Origin of the sequence: Uliginosibacterium sp. 31-16 (genome assembly GCF_030730865.1) — a bacterium.
In the GTDB taxonomy this organism is placed as follows: Bacteria; Pseudomonadota; Gammaproteobacteria; order Burkholderiales; family Rhodocyclaceae; genus Uliginosibacterium.
Genome location: NZ_JAVALZ010000002.1, coordinates 493,967 through 508,064, shown reverse-complemented (window position 1 = coordinate 508,064; position 14,098 = coordinate 493,967). Strand labels below are relative to the sequence as shown.

Sequence of the window (14,098 nt, the reverse complement as noted above, 5' to 3'; positions counted from 1 at the left end):
ACCCTTGTGGCATGACGGTCAGCGTCGTGTCTGACACGTACCGGCGCTGTGGCCGGAACAATTGAACTGAGGAAGTACCGCCCCCGATGAAAGCCCTGGTGATCGACGATACGCTGACCAGCATGGCCGTGATCTGCGCCCAGCTGCGCAAGATCGGTATTGAACCCCTGTCGGCAACCGACGGCGCCACCGGCATCGAGATGTTCAAGGAACATCGGCCTGATCTGGTGCTGCTGGATGTGCTCATGCCCGGCATGGATGGCTATGAAACGGCCAAGCGCATCCGTCAGCTTGAACGCGACGGAGAATGGACGCCGATCCTGTTTCTGACCGCCCGTACCAATGACGAAGATCTGGAGCGTGGCATTGCGGTCGGTGGCGATGATTACCTGCTCAAGCCGATCTCGGAAATCGTGCTGACCGCCAAGGTTCGCGCCATGCAGCGCATTGCCCAGATGCGCTACTCGCTGGTGGTGCTGACGCGGCGCCTGGATGAAGCCAATCGCGAGCTGATCCGCCTGTCGTCCGTTGATGCCCTGACCGGCATTGCCAACCGGCGCCAGTTCGATGAATTTCTGCCGCGCGAGTGGGCGCGTGGCGTGCGCAGCGCCGCACCCATGTCGATGCTGATGTGTGATGTGGATTGTTTCAAGCAGTACAACGATCACTACGGACATCCGGCAGGTGATGAATGCCTGAAGTCGGTCGCCCGGGTGCTGCAGAATTGTGTGCGCCGCCCAGCCGATCTGGTCGCGCGTTATGGTGGCGAGGAATTCGCCGTGATTCTGCCGGACACCGGGCTGGCCGGCGCCGAGCGCGTCGCCGAGGACATCCGCCAGTCGCTTGAAGCGCTGGCCATGCCGCACGCCGGCGTGCCGCTGGGGCGGGTAACGATCAGTGTCGGCGTCGCCTGTACGGTGCCCCGGCGCGAGAACGGTTCAGCCGAGCAACTGGTGGCGGATGCCGATGCGATGCTGTACCGTGCCAAGCAGGCCGGCCGGAATCGTGTGCTGCTGGCCAGTGAGGATCTGTTGTGATGAGTACCTACAGCCGTTTCGCCGGGGTCAGCCTGATCATCATTGATGACAACGACACCACGCGTGCCATGTTGCGCGCGATCCTGCGTGCCGAGGGGATCGAAGTCGTGGCGGAAGCCAAGGATGGCGCCACTGGTCTGGCCCTGATCCGCAAGCTGCGTCCGTCGCTGGTGTGTCTGGATGTGATGATGCCGGACATGAGCGGCATCGAGGTGCTGGCCCAGATCAAGACCGAAATGCCCGACACGCGGGTGCTGATGGTGACCGGTTCGACGGACCGCGATACGGTGCAGGCAGCGATCTCCGGGGGCGCGCGCGGCTATCTGGTCAAACCCTTCAATGGCGCCAAGGTGATTGCCGCCGTGGAAACGGCGCTGGGGCGCAAAAAGCAGGACTGAAGCGGCCGCACCTTGCGTGCCCGAGAGCCGCTTCCCGCGGCCTTCTTCAGGCAGGCATGCGGAAGCGCCTTGCCCGGCAAGGGTCTTGAAGCAGGTGCACCGGAAAGCCTTGTCGGAAGCGGCTCTTCAGCCACCTCACTCGGCACTCAAAACGAGTCTTTCCACTGGCGCAATGCCGTGAAAACTTCCAGCGGGCCACGCAATGCGTGGCCTGCGTGCTTTTCAGCGGCCGCGATGACGGCCGGCTCGGTGCAGCGCAGGAAGGGATTGCTGGCCCGTTCCTCGGCCAGGCTGGAGGGCAGCGTGGAGCGGCCTTCTTCGCGCAGGGTCTCGCAAGACGCGCGTCGCGCCTTGATCTGCAGGTTGTCCGGTTCAACCGCCGCGGCAAAAGCCAGATTCGAGAGGGTGTATTCGTGGGCGCAGTACACGCGCGTCTCTGCGGGCAGGGCAGCCAGACGCTGCAGCGAGGCGAACAGTTGCGGTGCCGTGCCGCCGAGCAAGCGCCCGCAGCCGGCGGCAAACAGCGTGTCGCCGCAGAACAGGGCGCCATTCCACAGGCAGGCAATGTGCTCTTCGGTGTGGCCCGGCACGGCCAGCACGCGCCAGGGCTGGCTGAAGCCGTCGAGCGCAAGCTCCTGCCCATCGACGAGAACCTGGCTGACCTGCGGCATGGCCGGGCTGGCAGGGCCATAGACCGGCACGGCGCGGTGGGCGAGGAGTTCCGCGACGCCGCCCTGATGATCGGCGTGGCGATGAGTGAGCAGGATGGCCTCAAGGCTCAGTTTCTCCGCCGCAAGGAAAGCGAGCACCGGCGCCGCTTCACCCGGATCGACGACCACGCAGCGCGCGCCTTCGATCAGGGCCCAGATGTAGTTGTCGCGCAGGGCGGAAAGAGGAACAATCCGGAAGTCGGTTTTCATGACCGGCATTCTACGGAATCCACAGCATGTCCATCACCAATCTTGCGCAATGGCTAGGCACGCCTCGCGGTCAGTATCTGCTGGCCTGGGAGCAGCAGCGTGTCGACTTGGTGGTGGCCGACATCTTCGGTTTCAACGCGGTGCAGATCGGCTTGTGCGGGCATGATTTCCTGCGCGCCAATCGCATGCCTTACCGCCTGTGTGCAGGCGCCTGTCGCGAGGCGGAAGAGCCTGCCGCCGGCCTGCATCTGCTGGCCGAGGAGTTGCCGTTTGCCACGCAGAGCCTGGACCTGATCGTGCTGCCGCATGTGTTGGAGTTCGCCGCGCATCCGCATCAGGTGCTGCGTGAAGTCGAGCGCGTGCTGGTGCCTGAAGGCCATCTGGTGATCACCGGCTTCAACCCTTTCAGCATGTGGGGCCTGCGCCGCGCGCTGGCCGGCAATCTGGGTGAAATGCCCTGGCGCGGGCAGTACCTGTCGGTGCCGCGTCTGAAGGACTGGCTCAGCCTGCTGGGTTTTGAATCCCGCGCGGGCGGCTTTGGCTGTTATGCTCCGCCCGCCGCGAGCGCGGTGTGGCTGCGCCGCTGGTCATTCATGGAATCCCTCGGCGCCCACGGCTGGCCGATTGCCGGCGGGGCGTACATTCTGCAGGCGGTCAAACGGGTGCAGGGCATGCGCCTGATCACGCCGAAATGGCGCGAGCAGAGGGCACGCAAGAAAGCCATGGTGCCGGTGACCCACAAAACGCGCGAGTGGTAAGTCGCACGGCGCATTTTCCAATTTGATTCGAGTTTTCATGGAACAGATCGAGATTTTTACCGACGGAGCCTGCTCCGGTAATCCCGGCCCCGGCGGCTGGGGAGCCATTCTGCGCGCCGGCAGCGTGGAGAAGGAACTGTGGGGCGGCGAGCCCGCGACCACCAACAACCGCATGGAAATGCTCGCCGTGATCCGCGCGCTGGAAGCGCTCAAGCGCCCGCTGGCCGCCCGGGTTCATACGGACTCACAGTACGTCGTGAAGGGCATGAGCGAGTGGCTGCAGGGCTGGAAGAAGCGCGGCTGGAAGACCGCCAGCAAGGAACCGGTGAAGAACGAAGACCTGTGGCGCCAACTCGATGCCGAGGCCGCCAGACACCGGATCGAGTGGGTCTGGGTCAGGGGCCATGCCGGTCACACCGAAAACGAGCGCTGCGATGAACTCGCCCGCCAGGGCGTGGATGCCGCGCGCAAGGCGGGTAAACCGGTGGAGTTTTCAGGAACGGCCGCCTGAACGCAGATGTGCTGGAAAGCCGCATGCAGCGGACTTCTCCAGCATGCTCAGCCTGTCAGGCAATACCTGCGCGGCGGTGCGGCATGCCTGCCTGTAGCGTCTTGCTGCTGGCGCGTCTTCAGGCCACGATTTCGATCCGGTTGCCTTCCGGGTCCAGCACCACGCTCTCGTAATAGCCGTCGCCGGTGCGCCTCGGGCCGTCCAGGCGGGTGATCCCCGCCGCGACCAGCTCAGCCGTCAGCGCGTCGACGTTTGCCTCCGAACCGACGCTGACTGCCAGATGCGCGTAGCCGATGAACTGCTGGGGCGGAAAGGCCGGCGGGCGGTCGAACACATCCGGCCGCTGCATCAGCTCCAGCCGTGCGCCATCGGCAAAGCTCAGAAAGTACGACTGGAACTGTTTCGCCGGATTTTCATAGCGGGCATTGGCTTGCGCGCCAAAGTGCTGCACGTAGAAATCGCGCAGCACCTCGATGTCGCGCGCCCACAGGGCGATGTGTTCGATGCGCATGTTCGTCTTCCCGTTCAGTGCATGTGCTGGCCGCCATTCACATCCAGAATCTGCCCGGTGATGTAGCCGCTGCAGGCGTGCGAGGCGAAGAACAGGAAGCTCGGCGCGATGTCTGCACCCTGGCCGAAACGGCCCATGGGGATGCCGGCGGCAATGCGCTGGCGCACTTCTTCGCTCTTGTCGGCATGAAAGGCTGTATCGAACACCCCGGGCGAGACGATGTTGAAACGGATGCCATCATTCGTGTGGTAATCCACCCAGTTTTTGTGGATGTTGTGCAGCCAGGCCTTGGCCGCGCCGTACAGCGAGGCGCCGGGGCCGCCGCCGGTGTGGCCGGCTATCGAACCGACGCTGATCACCGCGCTGGTCTCGCCGCTGGCGGCGGCTGCCGCCTTCAGATGGGGCAGGGCGGCTTGCGTGCACACGAGGGCAGAGCGCATGTTCAGATCGCCCACCGCCTTGTAGAAATCATCGTCGATGTCGGTCAGCGCCTTGCGCCCGACCAGCCCGCCTGCGTTGTTGATCAGCACATCGATGCCGCCGAAGCGGGCCACAAAATCCGCCACCAGCTGGGTACAGGCCGCGCTGACAGACAGGTCAGCCGCGAAAAATTCGGCCTCGCCACCGTCCGCGCGCATGGCGCCGAGCAGGGCGTCCAGATTCTGCGGAGCATGGCGGCCGTTGATACCGACTTTCGCGCCACAGCGGGCGAAGGCCTGCGCCGCAGCAAGGCCAATGCCCATCGTGGAACCGGTGATGAGAACGCGCTTGCCTTTGAGATCGTTGAACATGGAGTGTTCCTGAAAAAATTTTGGGGGAGACAAGGATAGCTTGCATGCAAGCAGTACACCACGAGAAGCATGGTCGTCCGCCTGACCGTATTGATCAAGGCCCGTTGCTTCAGCGTGATGTCTGCGTGGCAACAGGCCTTGGCCTACTCCTTTTTCTCGTTGTCAGACAGTGAAACCCGCTGCTCGCCGAGACTGACTTCAACCTTGTCACGGAAAAACAGGATTCCAAAACGGAAGATGAAGGCTGCAACCGCATAGCCAACAATCGCCGTGAGCAACACCCACGGGAAACTCAGCAGATCAAAATAAACGACTTTTGCATACTCGCTGAAAAAAGGCAGTTTCAGCAAAACACCTTCTTTGCCGGCGAACTCAACGGCCAGGGAAATCACGCTCATGGTGACGAAATTCAGGCAGAACGCAGCCGAAAAGCCCTTGCGTGCGCGCAGACCGCAGCGACGCGTTGCCAGATGCCACGAAAGAATGAAGGTGCCCAGACCTGTCAGCGCCATGAATTCGGCCAGACTTCTTGCCAGAAGGATCTGCAGCGCAATCAGTGCAGCATAGATATTGATGGAGGAAGCCAGAGGGTCGCGCAACCTTTCGACCAGATAGCCCTTGAAGCGCCCCTCGCGTCGTGCCTGATTCATCTCCCTGAACACGCCAAACGAAACCTTCGCAAACTCCTTGGGGATGGCTGTCTTGATAAGCCGTGCCGTCATCATCGATGGTGCGTAGTGGCAGACGGCATCCAGAAATGACTCCTTGAGCAGTGACCAGTGCCTGAGCCCGGTTTTGGCTGCCCGCACGCCTTCATTCACCGATACGGAAGCCGGGACAATCCGGTTGTCGAGACTTTCGCCAATCTCGCGCCTGCGCGACAGGTAATGTGCGCGGAAGACCTGAATGAAACGGAAGACTCCGAATAGCCAGAGGAGCGTGCAGGTTATCCCCAGCAGGAACGGCACAGAAAGCCCCGGCGATCCTTTTCCAGCTACCGGCTCTGAGTACTCCGGACAGGCAGAAACGACGATCATCGGCATCTTGACGGTGAAGCCCGCACGCACCAGTTCCTTGAAAACATCATCATCACTCAGGGATTTCGCACAGCCCTCCAGCTCCGTGGGTACGATCGACTCGACCAGCTTTTCGAGGTCGGCTTCCTTGGCTTCCTGGCTGAAATCGGCTGCATAGAGAATCCGTACGGTTTTCTCGTCGCTCAGGTAATTTTCAGGCGTCATGAAGGGCAGATACGCCGAGTAGCGGCCCCAGTGCTTGAAGGGCAAAAAGGCTCCGCTCCACGCCCATTCATCGAAATGGATCTTGCCCTCGGGGAAAACGCCGTCCTGTTCAAGCTGCGCGAACGCAACCTCTTTCACGGTATCGCTTGCCGTGCTGTCAGCCGTTGCGGGCACAGGCTGATCCTTGCTGACGGATGCGGACGCAATCCACAAGATCGACACGACAAAGCACAGCGCAAAAACATAAACCCTGAATCTCATCAGATCTCCCTGTAGTTTTTTGTCATGGAGGCGGCGACGCGTGCGCTTGCTAAGCCGTGCGCGACGCATTACAGCACCTCTGATGCAGAAGTTGCTCCGCCTGGATCAAACGCTGCCGCCTTTCGGCAATCCCGGGAGCTCGGCGATGCCTCACCCGAGCTGCTTGCGGGGCCTCTCTGCCCTCCGTCCGAAACTGAATATTTGTCAGACAACTTTGCCGGGTAACGCTAAAATCCCGCCATGTCTGCAAACAAACTCCGCCTCTTCGCCATCACCTGGCCGATCTTTGTCGAAAACCTGCTGATGGTGCTGATGGGCCTGTTCGGCCTGTGGCTCACCAGTCGCATCTCGACCGGCGCGGTGGCGGCGTATGGGCTGGTCAACCAGATCCTGGGGGCGCTCCAGATCCTGTTTCGCGTGGTCAGCATCGGCACCAGCGTGGTCGTCACCCAGCATCATGGCGCGAATGACGAGGCCGGTGCCCATCAGGTTGCCAAGGCCGGTCTGGCCGCCTCCAGCTGGGTCGGGCTGGCCACGCTGGCCTTGCTGGCGCTGGACTCAAACTGGATTCTGGCCGCCATGCACCTGCCGGCCGAGCTGATGCCGCTGGGCATGCCCTACATGCAGGCGCTCGGCGTGGCACTGCTCTTCGATGCCGTGTCGATGACCATGATTGCCACCTTGCGCGCCTACACCTTCACGCGCGAATCGATGAAAATCGTGCTGGTGATGAACCTGGTGCAGGTCGCGCTCTCGGTGCCGCTGATGCTGGGTGTGGGGGATTGGCCGGGCTGGGGGCTGAACGGGCTGGCCGTGGCGATGGCGCTATCCCGCATGCTGGCGATTGCACTCGCCTGGCGGGTGTGGAGCCGCAAGCTCGATATCCATATCCACCTGCCGGACTGGCTGCGGCTGCGCTGGCGGCCGCTTTCCAGCATTCTGCACATCGGTCTGCCCGGTGCGGGCGAGAAGGTCGCCTTCCGCGTCAGCTTCATCATCAGTGTCGCCATGGTCGCCAGCATGGGCAAGGCCGCGCTGGCCACCCATGCCTACGTGTTCCAGGCGGTGCAACTCGTCACCCTGTTCACCAACTCGGTCGGCTTCGGCACCGAGATCGTCGTCGGCCACCACGTCGGCGCTGGCCAGTTGCACCGTAGCAATCGTGTGCTGTGGCAGGCGATGGCCTGGGGCATGGCGATCATGGTGACGTGCACGCTGGCGAGCTACATTTTTACGCCGCTGGCCGTGGCGCGAGCCACCAGTGACGCCGAGATCCTGCGCCTGGTGGGCCTGATCGTACTCGTCGAACTGGTGCTGGAGCCCGGCCGCGCGTTCAACATCGTCGTCACCAGCGGCTTGCGTGCAGCCGGTGATGCGCGCTTCCCCGTCAAGGTCAGCGCCGTGTCGGTGTTCCTGTTCGGCGTCGGCCTGGGCTGGCTGCTCGGCGTGTATATGGGCTGGGGGCTGGTCGGTATCTGGATCGGTTATGCCGCGGACGAATGCTGCCGCGGCCTCGCCATGGCCGCTCGCTGGGTGTCGCTGGGCTGGGTTCCCTACGCCCGGCGCACGCGCAAACGGATTCTTGCGCATATGCAGGCAGGCTGAAGAGCCGCGACTGGCGGGTTTCTTCAGGATGCTTGCCTGCAGACGAAGGCGGGGGGCGGTTCTTGGGACAGGGCGCAGTGCGCCCTGTTTTTTATTGCGCCGTACGTGGTATCCAATACGAGTCATGTTTATGTGGATACAACTAGAGTTTCCAGACATCCTGATCCACGAGGCAGCTGAGAAGCACTTGGCCGTCGTTCGTGAAACGTCAAATAGCTCAAGAGCATTTCTTCTAGTGGGCAGGCTCATGTTGGAGACGGGGAGACAAGGCTAATGACGCCCAATCCTTCCCTCGAGAGGACGCTTTCCGGTCTTCGGCCTCCAAGTGTTTATCATGTCAATGTTGATTTTTCTCAAAACGAATAACCCAAATGGGTTTGTCGTCAAGGATGATCGTTGTTATGTTCTGGGAAGGGGTGCAAGCGGGCTGTGTGGCCTGGCCCAAAAGCAGGTAGGCAGCCCGGCATATGAGGGCAGACAGGGAGCGTTGCATGCAGAAAGAAGTCATGGCCAGGGCAGTGGCCGCGGTTGGTCTGGGCTTGGTTGCGGGGGCTGCGCAGGCGTCGGGGTTCCAGTTGCAGGAACAGAACGCCAGCGGGCTCGGGAACGCGTATGCGGGGTCTGCGGTTGTCGGCGAGAACGCCAGCACGGTGTATTTCAACCCTGCCGCCATGACCAGGCTGGAAGGCAGTAACGTGTCGACAGGTTTGGTCTTGGTGAAGCCGAGCTACAAATTCAAGAACGACGGTTCCAGAAACACCCCGGCTTATACGGGGTCGGATGGCGGCGATGCGGGAAGTCTTTTTGAACTGCCCAACCTGTATGTGACGAGTCAGATTGATGGCAAATGGGTTGCCGGGATCGGCATGAATTCGCCTTTCGGCCTGCACACCGAATATAGCGGTGATTGGGTTGGGCGCTTCCAGTCGAAGGTCTTTGATATCGAGACCTACAACATCAACCCTTCGCTAGCCTATAAGGCAAACGAAAAGTGGTCGTTTGGACTGGGTTTGAACTGGCAGCGGATGGCGGCGCAATATGCGCGCGCTGCGGCGACAGTCAATTCGGCCTTCCAGAACACAGACATCAAACTGGACGTGGAAGGCGATGCCTGGGGGTGGAATACCGGGCTGACCTACAAGCCGAGCGAATCGACGGACATCGGCTTCGCCTATCGTTCACGCGTGATCCATCACCTGAAAGGAACGCTTTTCTCCAGCACACCGGCGGTTGCGGCGGGCTCTGCTGCCAAGGTCGATATGGCCTTGCCGGACACCTTCACCCTGAGCGTCTCCCAGAAGCTTGACGAGCGTTGGACGATGCTCGGCGATATCTCTCGCACCAACTGGAGCACGCTCGACAAGGTGCTGGTCAAGCGGGGTGACAATTCGGTTGTTCAGGTGCTGAATGCGAATTTCCGCGACACCTGGCGCGTGGCGTTGGGCGGCACCTGCACGCTCAGTGATCAGTGGAAGTGGAAGTACGGGGTGGCCTACGACCAGAGCCCTGTTCGTGGCGAAGAAGAACGCCGGGTGTCTTTGCCGGACAACAATGGCTACTGGTATTCCACCGGCGCGCAATGGAACCCGACCAAACAGTCGGCGCTTGATGTGGGGCTGACTTACATCCACATCCCGAAAGACCGGATTCACGCCAGCACTTCGACCCAAGGGATTGTGGAGGGTACCTATAAGGGGCACATCATCCTGCTGGGAGTGCAATACTCCGCGCGCTTCTGATCTGGCTTGTCTGACATCGGAACGGGGGGCTCCTTTGCGGGAGTCCCCGTTTGTGTTTATGGGGAGCCAAGGCCTCAGCGCAGATAATTAATGGTGTCGGGTTTGAACTGATTTCGTATGATCTTTCCTCGGCTTCGCGAACTGCAGCTTGCTCCTTCACCGTGCGTTGCAACGCGACCGACGGTGATCGCGGTGGCGAAAAAAGGGGGCTTCGTCCTAAGTCCCGTTTTTGAGGCTGTCGCAGGCGCTGATGTCGACGGTATCAAAGCCGGCGCGGAACCACTTCACGCGTTGGCCGCCGCCGGGGATGCGGTTGCCGCGGCGGTCTTCGAGGTTGCGGCTCTCTTCGTCGTCGAAACGCCTGCCGTGTCCTTGCCCTGAGGTTTGCGCCACATTCTGCATGGCTGGCGCGAATTGCGGCAGCGCTCCGGTATCATGGCGGCCTCGCACCTTCAGGCTTTGCCATCGTATGGAACTCTTCGCGCAATTCATCGGACTGGTCTCGCAGTTCTTCGACATCGTGCTGCACCTGGACAGGTTCCTGCCGCAGCTGGTGGCCGAATACGGCAGTTACATCTATGTGATCCTGTTCGCGATCATCTTCTGCGAAACCGGGCTGGTGGTGACGCCCTTCCTGCCGGGCGACTCGCTGCTGTTTGTCGCGGGGGGGGTGGCGGCAGCCGGGGGCATGGATATCACCTTGCTGTCGACGTCACTCTTTGTGGCGGCCGTGCTGGGTGACAACCTGAATTACTGGATCGGTCGCAGCCTCGGGCACCGCGTCTTCAAGTGGGAGCACTCGCGCTTCTTCAATCGTGCGGCGTTCGACAAGACTCACGGCTACTTTGAAAAGCACGGCGGCAAGACGATCATCATTGCGCGTTTCATGCCCATCATCCGTACCTTTGCGCCTTTCGTGGCCGGCGTTGCCGAGATGAGTTACCGCCGCTTCCTGCCGCTGGACATTCTGGGCGGCGCGATCTGGATTTTCTCGCTGACTTTTGCCGGCTATTTCCTCGCCAACATTCCTTTCGTGAAGAACAACCTGATGTTCTTTGTCGTGGGCATCATCGTGGTGTCGATGCTGCCGGTGTTCATTGCCTGGCTGGGCAGCCGCAAGGCCGCCGCGCAGCAGTAAGCTGCCGGCCCGACTGGCCCGAATCGAGTCCTGAATTGAAATCATGAAAAACATCGTCATCCTCATCTCCGGTCGCGGCAGCAACATGGAAGCCATCGTGCGGGCGGGCATTCCCGGCGCGCGCATCGCGGCGGTGATTTCCAACCGGCCGGACGCCGGAGGACTGAGCATTGCCCGTGGTTTCGGCATCGAAACCGTGGCCCTGGATCACAAGCTGTTTGCCGGGCGCGACGAGTTCGATGCCGCGCTCGCCGCCGAGATCGACCGCTTTGCGCCGGATCTGGTGGTGCTGGCCGGTTACATGCGCATCCTTACGGATGGTTTCGTGCGCCGTTACATGGGACGCATGCTCAACATCCATCCTTCGTTGCTGCCGTGTTTCACCGGCCTGCACACGCATCGCCGGGCCATCGAGGCGGGCGTGAAGGTGGCGGGCACCACGGTGCATTTCGTGACGCCCGAGCTGGATTCCGGCCCCATCGTGGCTCAGGCCGTGGTGCCGGTGCTGCCGGGCGATGATGAAGAGGCTCTGGCGGCGCGCGTGCTGAAGCAGGAGCACCGCATCTACCCGCAGGCGGTGCGCTGGTTCGTGGAAGAGCGGCTGATCGTCGAGAATGGCCGGGTGACGCTGCGTGACGCACAGAGCGGGCCGGAAGGCTGGTGCGTGCCACCGGTGGACGCATGAGATGAGGCCGTGCGACGCCCGCGCCCGCTGACCGTCGCCCTGCTGGGCTCGCTGGCCCTGCATCTGGCCGGGCTGATTGCGCCGGGCTGGAATCTGCCTGAAATGCCCGCCGAGGCGCCGCGCCTCGAAGCTACCCTGAGTGCGCCGCCGGCGCCTGCTGCGAAGTCTGCGGCGGGCACGCCCAAACGGCGGCCACGACCGGCGCCGGCGCCCTTGCCGGCGGATGCGCCGACCGCCCGCCTGCCGCCTGACACAACCGCTGCGGCTGAACCGCCTGCCGCACCTGAAACGCCCGAGCCTGCTCAGAGCCTGCCTGCAGAGCCGCCTGTGGCGGACTTCTCCGGGCAGTCTTCGCCAGCAGCCACGGCCAGCGCGGCTGCTGGCGATGCCTCCTCGCAGAGGCACGTCGCACAACGCTTGCCGAGGCAGGGGCGGGTGCTTTATAGCGGCACGGCGGGGGGCTTCATTGCGCTGAATGCGAATGGTCAGGCCAGTTGGGAGCATGACGGCGAACGTTTCCAGAGTCGTCTTTCAGCCGGTCTTGCCGGGCCGGATACGGCGCTGGATTTCCGCTCGACCGGGCGCCTGGCGGGCAGCCAGATCATCAGTGAGACCAGTAGCGATCAGCGCATGAGCAAGCATTCCACGAGCCTCATCGATCAGGCGGGTGGCAAGGTCATGATGCAGCGCGGGGCGGATACGCGCGAGCGCCAGATCAAGGGGCTGGCGGTGACGATTTCGGCGCTGCCGCAACTGCTGATGACGCTGGACGAGACGCTGGACAAGGCCGCGTTCTTCGTCGTGGGTGATTTCTGGGTGGCTGATTCGGTGCTGGTGGCTGCCGGCCGCGAGTATCTGCGCCTGCCTGCCGGGCAGATCGAGGCGCGGCGCTTCACCACGCGCGCCAACAACGGAACCCTGATCGAGGTCTGGCTGGCACCGGCCTGGCGCAACGCGCCCGCGCGGATTCGCATCGAACTGGGCGGGCTGGTGGTCGACCTGAAGGCGGCAGAAGTGGAAATCGACGGGGTCTTGCTGGCGCGGACGAAGGATGTGGCGGAGGGGCATTAACGCCCTTTGAAACTCCTTTTGGCGCTCGCGTGCCCAGAGCTTGCATGATCCGGTCACCCCGCGGCGGGGCTGCTTGCGGCTGTTCTGCCGCCTGAACCCGTGACGGATGGGAATTGATTGGCGGCAAACCCCGCACAAATGGGATAATCGCGGGATGACTACGAACATTACCTCCGCTCAGCTCGAAGCCGCCTCCGATGTACTCGAAGACGTGCTGCGTTTCCAGTACCCCGCCGATAGCGTGGTGTCCTCCTTCTTCCGCCAGAATCGCAATGCCGGCGCGCATGACCGTGCCTTCATCGCCGAAGCCGTGTATGGCGTGCTGCGCAATCTGCGCCAGGTGCAGGCCATCGTCGGCGAATCGGTGCGGGCGCGCAAGCTCGTGCTGGCCTGGCTGATCCGCGTCGAGGGCTACTCACAGCGCATGCTGGCGCCCTTGCTGTCGAAGAACGAGCTGGACTGGATCGCCGAGGTGAAGGCCGCGGCGTGGACGCCGACGACGCTGGGCGAGCGCACCAACATGCCGGACTGGCTCGCGGCGCGGCTGGCCGGGCAATTCGGCGAAGAGCGTCTGCTCGAACTGGCCGGTGCCTTCAACCGCCCGGCACCGCTGGATCTGCGCGTGAACCCGATGAAGGTCGAGCGCGACGCGGTGCTGGAGCGTTTCAAGATCGAGGGGATTGCCGCCAGCGCCGGGCTGTATTCGCCGCTGTGCATCCGCCTGGAAAACAAGGTCTCGCTGCAGAAGCATCCGCTGTTTCTCGATGGCAGCATCGAGGTGCAGGACGAAGGCTCGCAGCTGCTGGGCTTCCTCGTCGCGCCCAAGCGCAGCGAGATGGTGGCCGACTTCTGCGCCGGTGCCGGCGGCAAGACTCTGCTGCTGGGCGCGCTGATGCGCTCGACCGGGCGTCTGTACGCCTTCGACGTATCCGAGAAACGTCTGCAGAAGGCCAAGCCGCGGCTGGCGCGTGCCGGCCTGTCCAACGTGCATCCGGCGGCGATCGATCATGAGAACGACGCCCGCATCAAGCGTCTGGCCGGCAAGATGGATCGCGTGCTGGTCGACGCGCCGTGCAGCGGCTTCGGTACGCTGCGCCGTAATCCGGATCTGAAGTGGCGCCAGACCGAACCCGGCGTGATCGAACTGACCGAGAAGCAGGGCAGCATTCTGGCCTCGGCTTCGCGTCTGGTGAAGAAGGGCGGGCGCCTGGTGTATGCCACCTGTTCGCTGCTGGAAGTGGAGAACGATGTGATCGTCGACGCCTTCCTGGCTGCGCATCCCGAGTACAGACAAGTCCCGGCCAACGAAGTGCTGGCGCAGAGCAAGATTGCGCTGGATACCGGCGAGCGCCTGCGGCTGGACCCGCTGACCCACGGCACCGATGGCTTCTTCGCAGCGGTGTTCGAGCGGATTGCCTGAGGACTGTCGCGC

Annotated in this window: 15 protein-coding genes; 10 read left to right on the top strand and 5 right to left on the bottom strand. The window is 62.7% G+C overall.

Annotation, left to right across the window (positions count from 1 at the left end; all coding sequences use genetic code 11):
* Positions 1 to 86: 86 nt before the first annotated feature.
* Both Q9Q94_RS10100 and Q9Q94_RS10095 read left to right on the top strand, forming a co-directional pair.
* Positions 87 to 1,037, top strand: a complete 951-nt coding sequence (locus tag Q9Q94_RS10100; RefSeq protein WP_305979938.1) for a diguanylate cyclase — start codon at positions 87 to 89, stop codon at positions 1,035 to 1,037.
* Entirely contained in the window at positions 1,037 to 1,435 is a 399-nt protein-coding gene (locus Q9Q94_RS10095; protein WP_305979937.1) for a response regulator, read from the top strand. Before Q9Q94_RS10100 ends, Q9Q94_RS10095 begins: the two co-directional genes overlap by 1 nt.
* 146 nt (positions 1,436 to 1,581) lie before the next feature.
* Here the strand turns inward: Q9Q94_RS10095 and gloB are convergent, their stop codons facing one another.
* Positions 1,582 to 2,355, bottom strand: a complete 774-nt coding sequence (gene gloB, locus Q9Q94_RS10090; protein ID WP_305979936.1) for a hydroxyacylglutathione hydrolase — start codon at positions 2,353 to 2,355, stop codon at positions 1,582 to 1,584.
* A gap of 26 nt (positions 2,356 to 2,381) precedes the next feature.
* Here gloB and Q9Q94_RS10085 point away from each other — a divergent pair, with 26 nt between their 5' ends.
* Both Q9Q94_RS10085 and rnhA read left to right on the top strand, forming a co-directional pair.
* Entirely contained in the window at positions 2,382 to 3,113 is a 732-nt protein-coding gene (locus Q9Q94_RS10085; protein ID WP_305979935.1) for a class I SAM-dependent methyltransferase, read from the top strand.
* A 37-nt stretch (positions 3,114 to 3,150) separates the two neighbouring features.
* Positions 3,151 to 3,624 carry a ribonuclease HI gene (rnhA, locus tag Q9Q94_RS10080; protein WP_305979934.1) on the top strand — a complete coding sequence of 158 codons (474 nt, stop codon included), beginning with the start codon at positions 3,151 to 3,153 and terminating at the stop codon, positions 3,622 to 3,624.
* A gap of 118 nt (positions 3,625 to 3,742) precedes the next feature.
* Here rnhA and Q9Q94_RS10075 read toward each other — a convergent pair whose 3' ends face one another.
* From Q9Q94_RS10075 to Q9Q94_RS10065, 3 genes are all read right to left on the bottom strand, one after another.
* Entirely contained in the window at positions 3,743 to 4,135 is a 393-nt protein-coding gene (locus tag Q9Q94_RS10075; RefSeq protein ID WP_305979933.1) for a VOC family protein, read from the bottom strand.
* A 14-nt stretch (positions 4,136 to 4,149) separates the two neighbouring features.
* Positions 4,150 to 4,926, bottom strand: coding sequence for an SDR family NAD(P)-dependent oxidoreductase (locus Q9Q94_RS10070; protein ID WP_305979932.1), 777 nt, complete (start codon positions 4,924 to 4,926; stop codon positions 4,150 to 4,152).
* Between the two features lie 143 nt (positions 4,927 to 5,069).
* Complete coding sequence (locus Q9Q94_RS10065; protein WP_305979931.1) at positions 5,070 to 6,428, bottom strand: hypothetical protein; 1,359 nt, start codon at positions 6,426 to 6,428, stop codon at positions 5,070 to 5,072.
* A gap of 240 nt (positions 6,429 to 6,668) precedes the next feature.
* Here Q9Q94_RS10065 and Q9Q94_RS10060 point away from each other — a divergent pair, with 240 nt between their 5' ends.
* Both Q9Q94_RS10060 and Q9Q94_RS10055 read left to right on the top strand, forming a co-directional pair.
* Positions 6,669 to 8,033 (top strand): MATE family efflux transporter, encoded by a 1,365-nt coding sequence (locus Q9Q94_RS10060; protein WP_305979930.1) that lies wholly within the window; start codon positions 6,669 to 6,671, stop codon positions 8,031 to 8,033.
* Between the two features lie 491 nt (positions 8,034 to 8,524).
* Complete coding sequence (locus tag Q9Q94_RS10055) at positions 8,525 to 9,772, top strand: OmpP1/FadL family transporter (RefSeq protein WP_305979929.1); 1,248 nt, start codon at positions 8,525 to 8,527, stop codon at positions 9,770 to 9,772.
* A gap of 216 nt (positions 9,773 to 9,988) precedes the next feature.
* Here the strand turns inward: Q9Q94_RS10055 and Q9Q94_RS10050 are convergent, their stop codons facing one another.
* Positions 9,989 to 10,222, bottom strand: a complete 234-nt coding sequence (locus Q9Q94_RS10050; RefSeq protein ID WP_305979928.1) for a hypothetical protein — start codon at positions 10,220 to 10,222, stop codon at positions 9,989 to 9,991.
* 19 nt (positions 10,223 to 10,241) lie between these two features.
* On the opposite strand from Q9Q94_RS10050, the gene Q9Q94_RS10045 reads away from it, so the two are divergent.
* The 4 genes from Q9Q94_RS10045 to Q9Q94_RS10030 all read left to right on the top strand — a co-directional run bounded on the left by Q9Q94_RS10045 (position 10,242) and on the right by Q9Q94_RS10030 (position 14,086).
* A complete protein-coding gene (locus tag Q9Q94_RS10045) occupies positions 10,242 to 10,910 on the top strand; it encodes a DedA family protein (RefSeq protein ID WP_305979927.1) in 669 nt (222 codons plus the stop codon).
* 43 nt (positions 10,911 to 10,953) lie between these two features.
* The gene (gene purN, locus Q9Q94_RS10040) at positions 10,954 to 11,595 is read left to right on the top strand and encodes a phosphoribosylglycinamide formyltransferase (protein ID WP_305979926.1); all 642 of its coding nucleotides are present in this window, start codon (positions 10,954 to 10,956) and stop codon (positions 11,593 to 11,595) included.
* A 9-nt stretch (positions 11,596 to 11,604) separates the two neighbouring features.
* Positions 11,605 to 12,666: a DUF3108 domain-containing protein gene (locus Q9Q94_RS10035; RefSeq protein WP_305979925.1), complete on the top strand. Its 1,062-nt coding sequence runs from the start codon at positions 11,605 to 11,607 to the stop codon at positions 12,664 to 12,666.
* 154 nt (positions 12,667 to 12,820) lie between these two features.
* Positions 12,821 to 14,086: an RsmB/NOP family class I SAM-dependent RNA methyltransferase gene (locus Q9Q94_RS10030; protein ID WP_305979924.1), complete on the top strand. Its 1,266-nt coding sequence runs from the start codon at positions 12,821 to 12,823 to the stop codon at positions 14,084 to 14,086.
* Positions 14,087 to 14,098 lie beyond the last annotated feature (12 nt).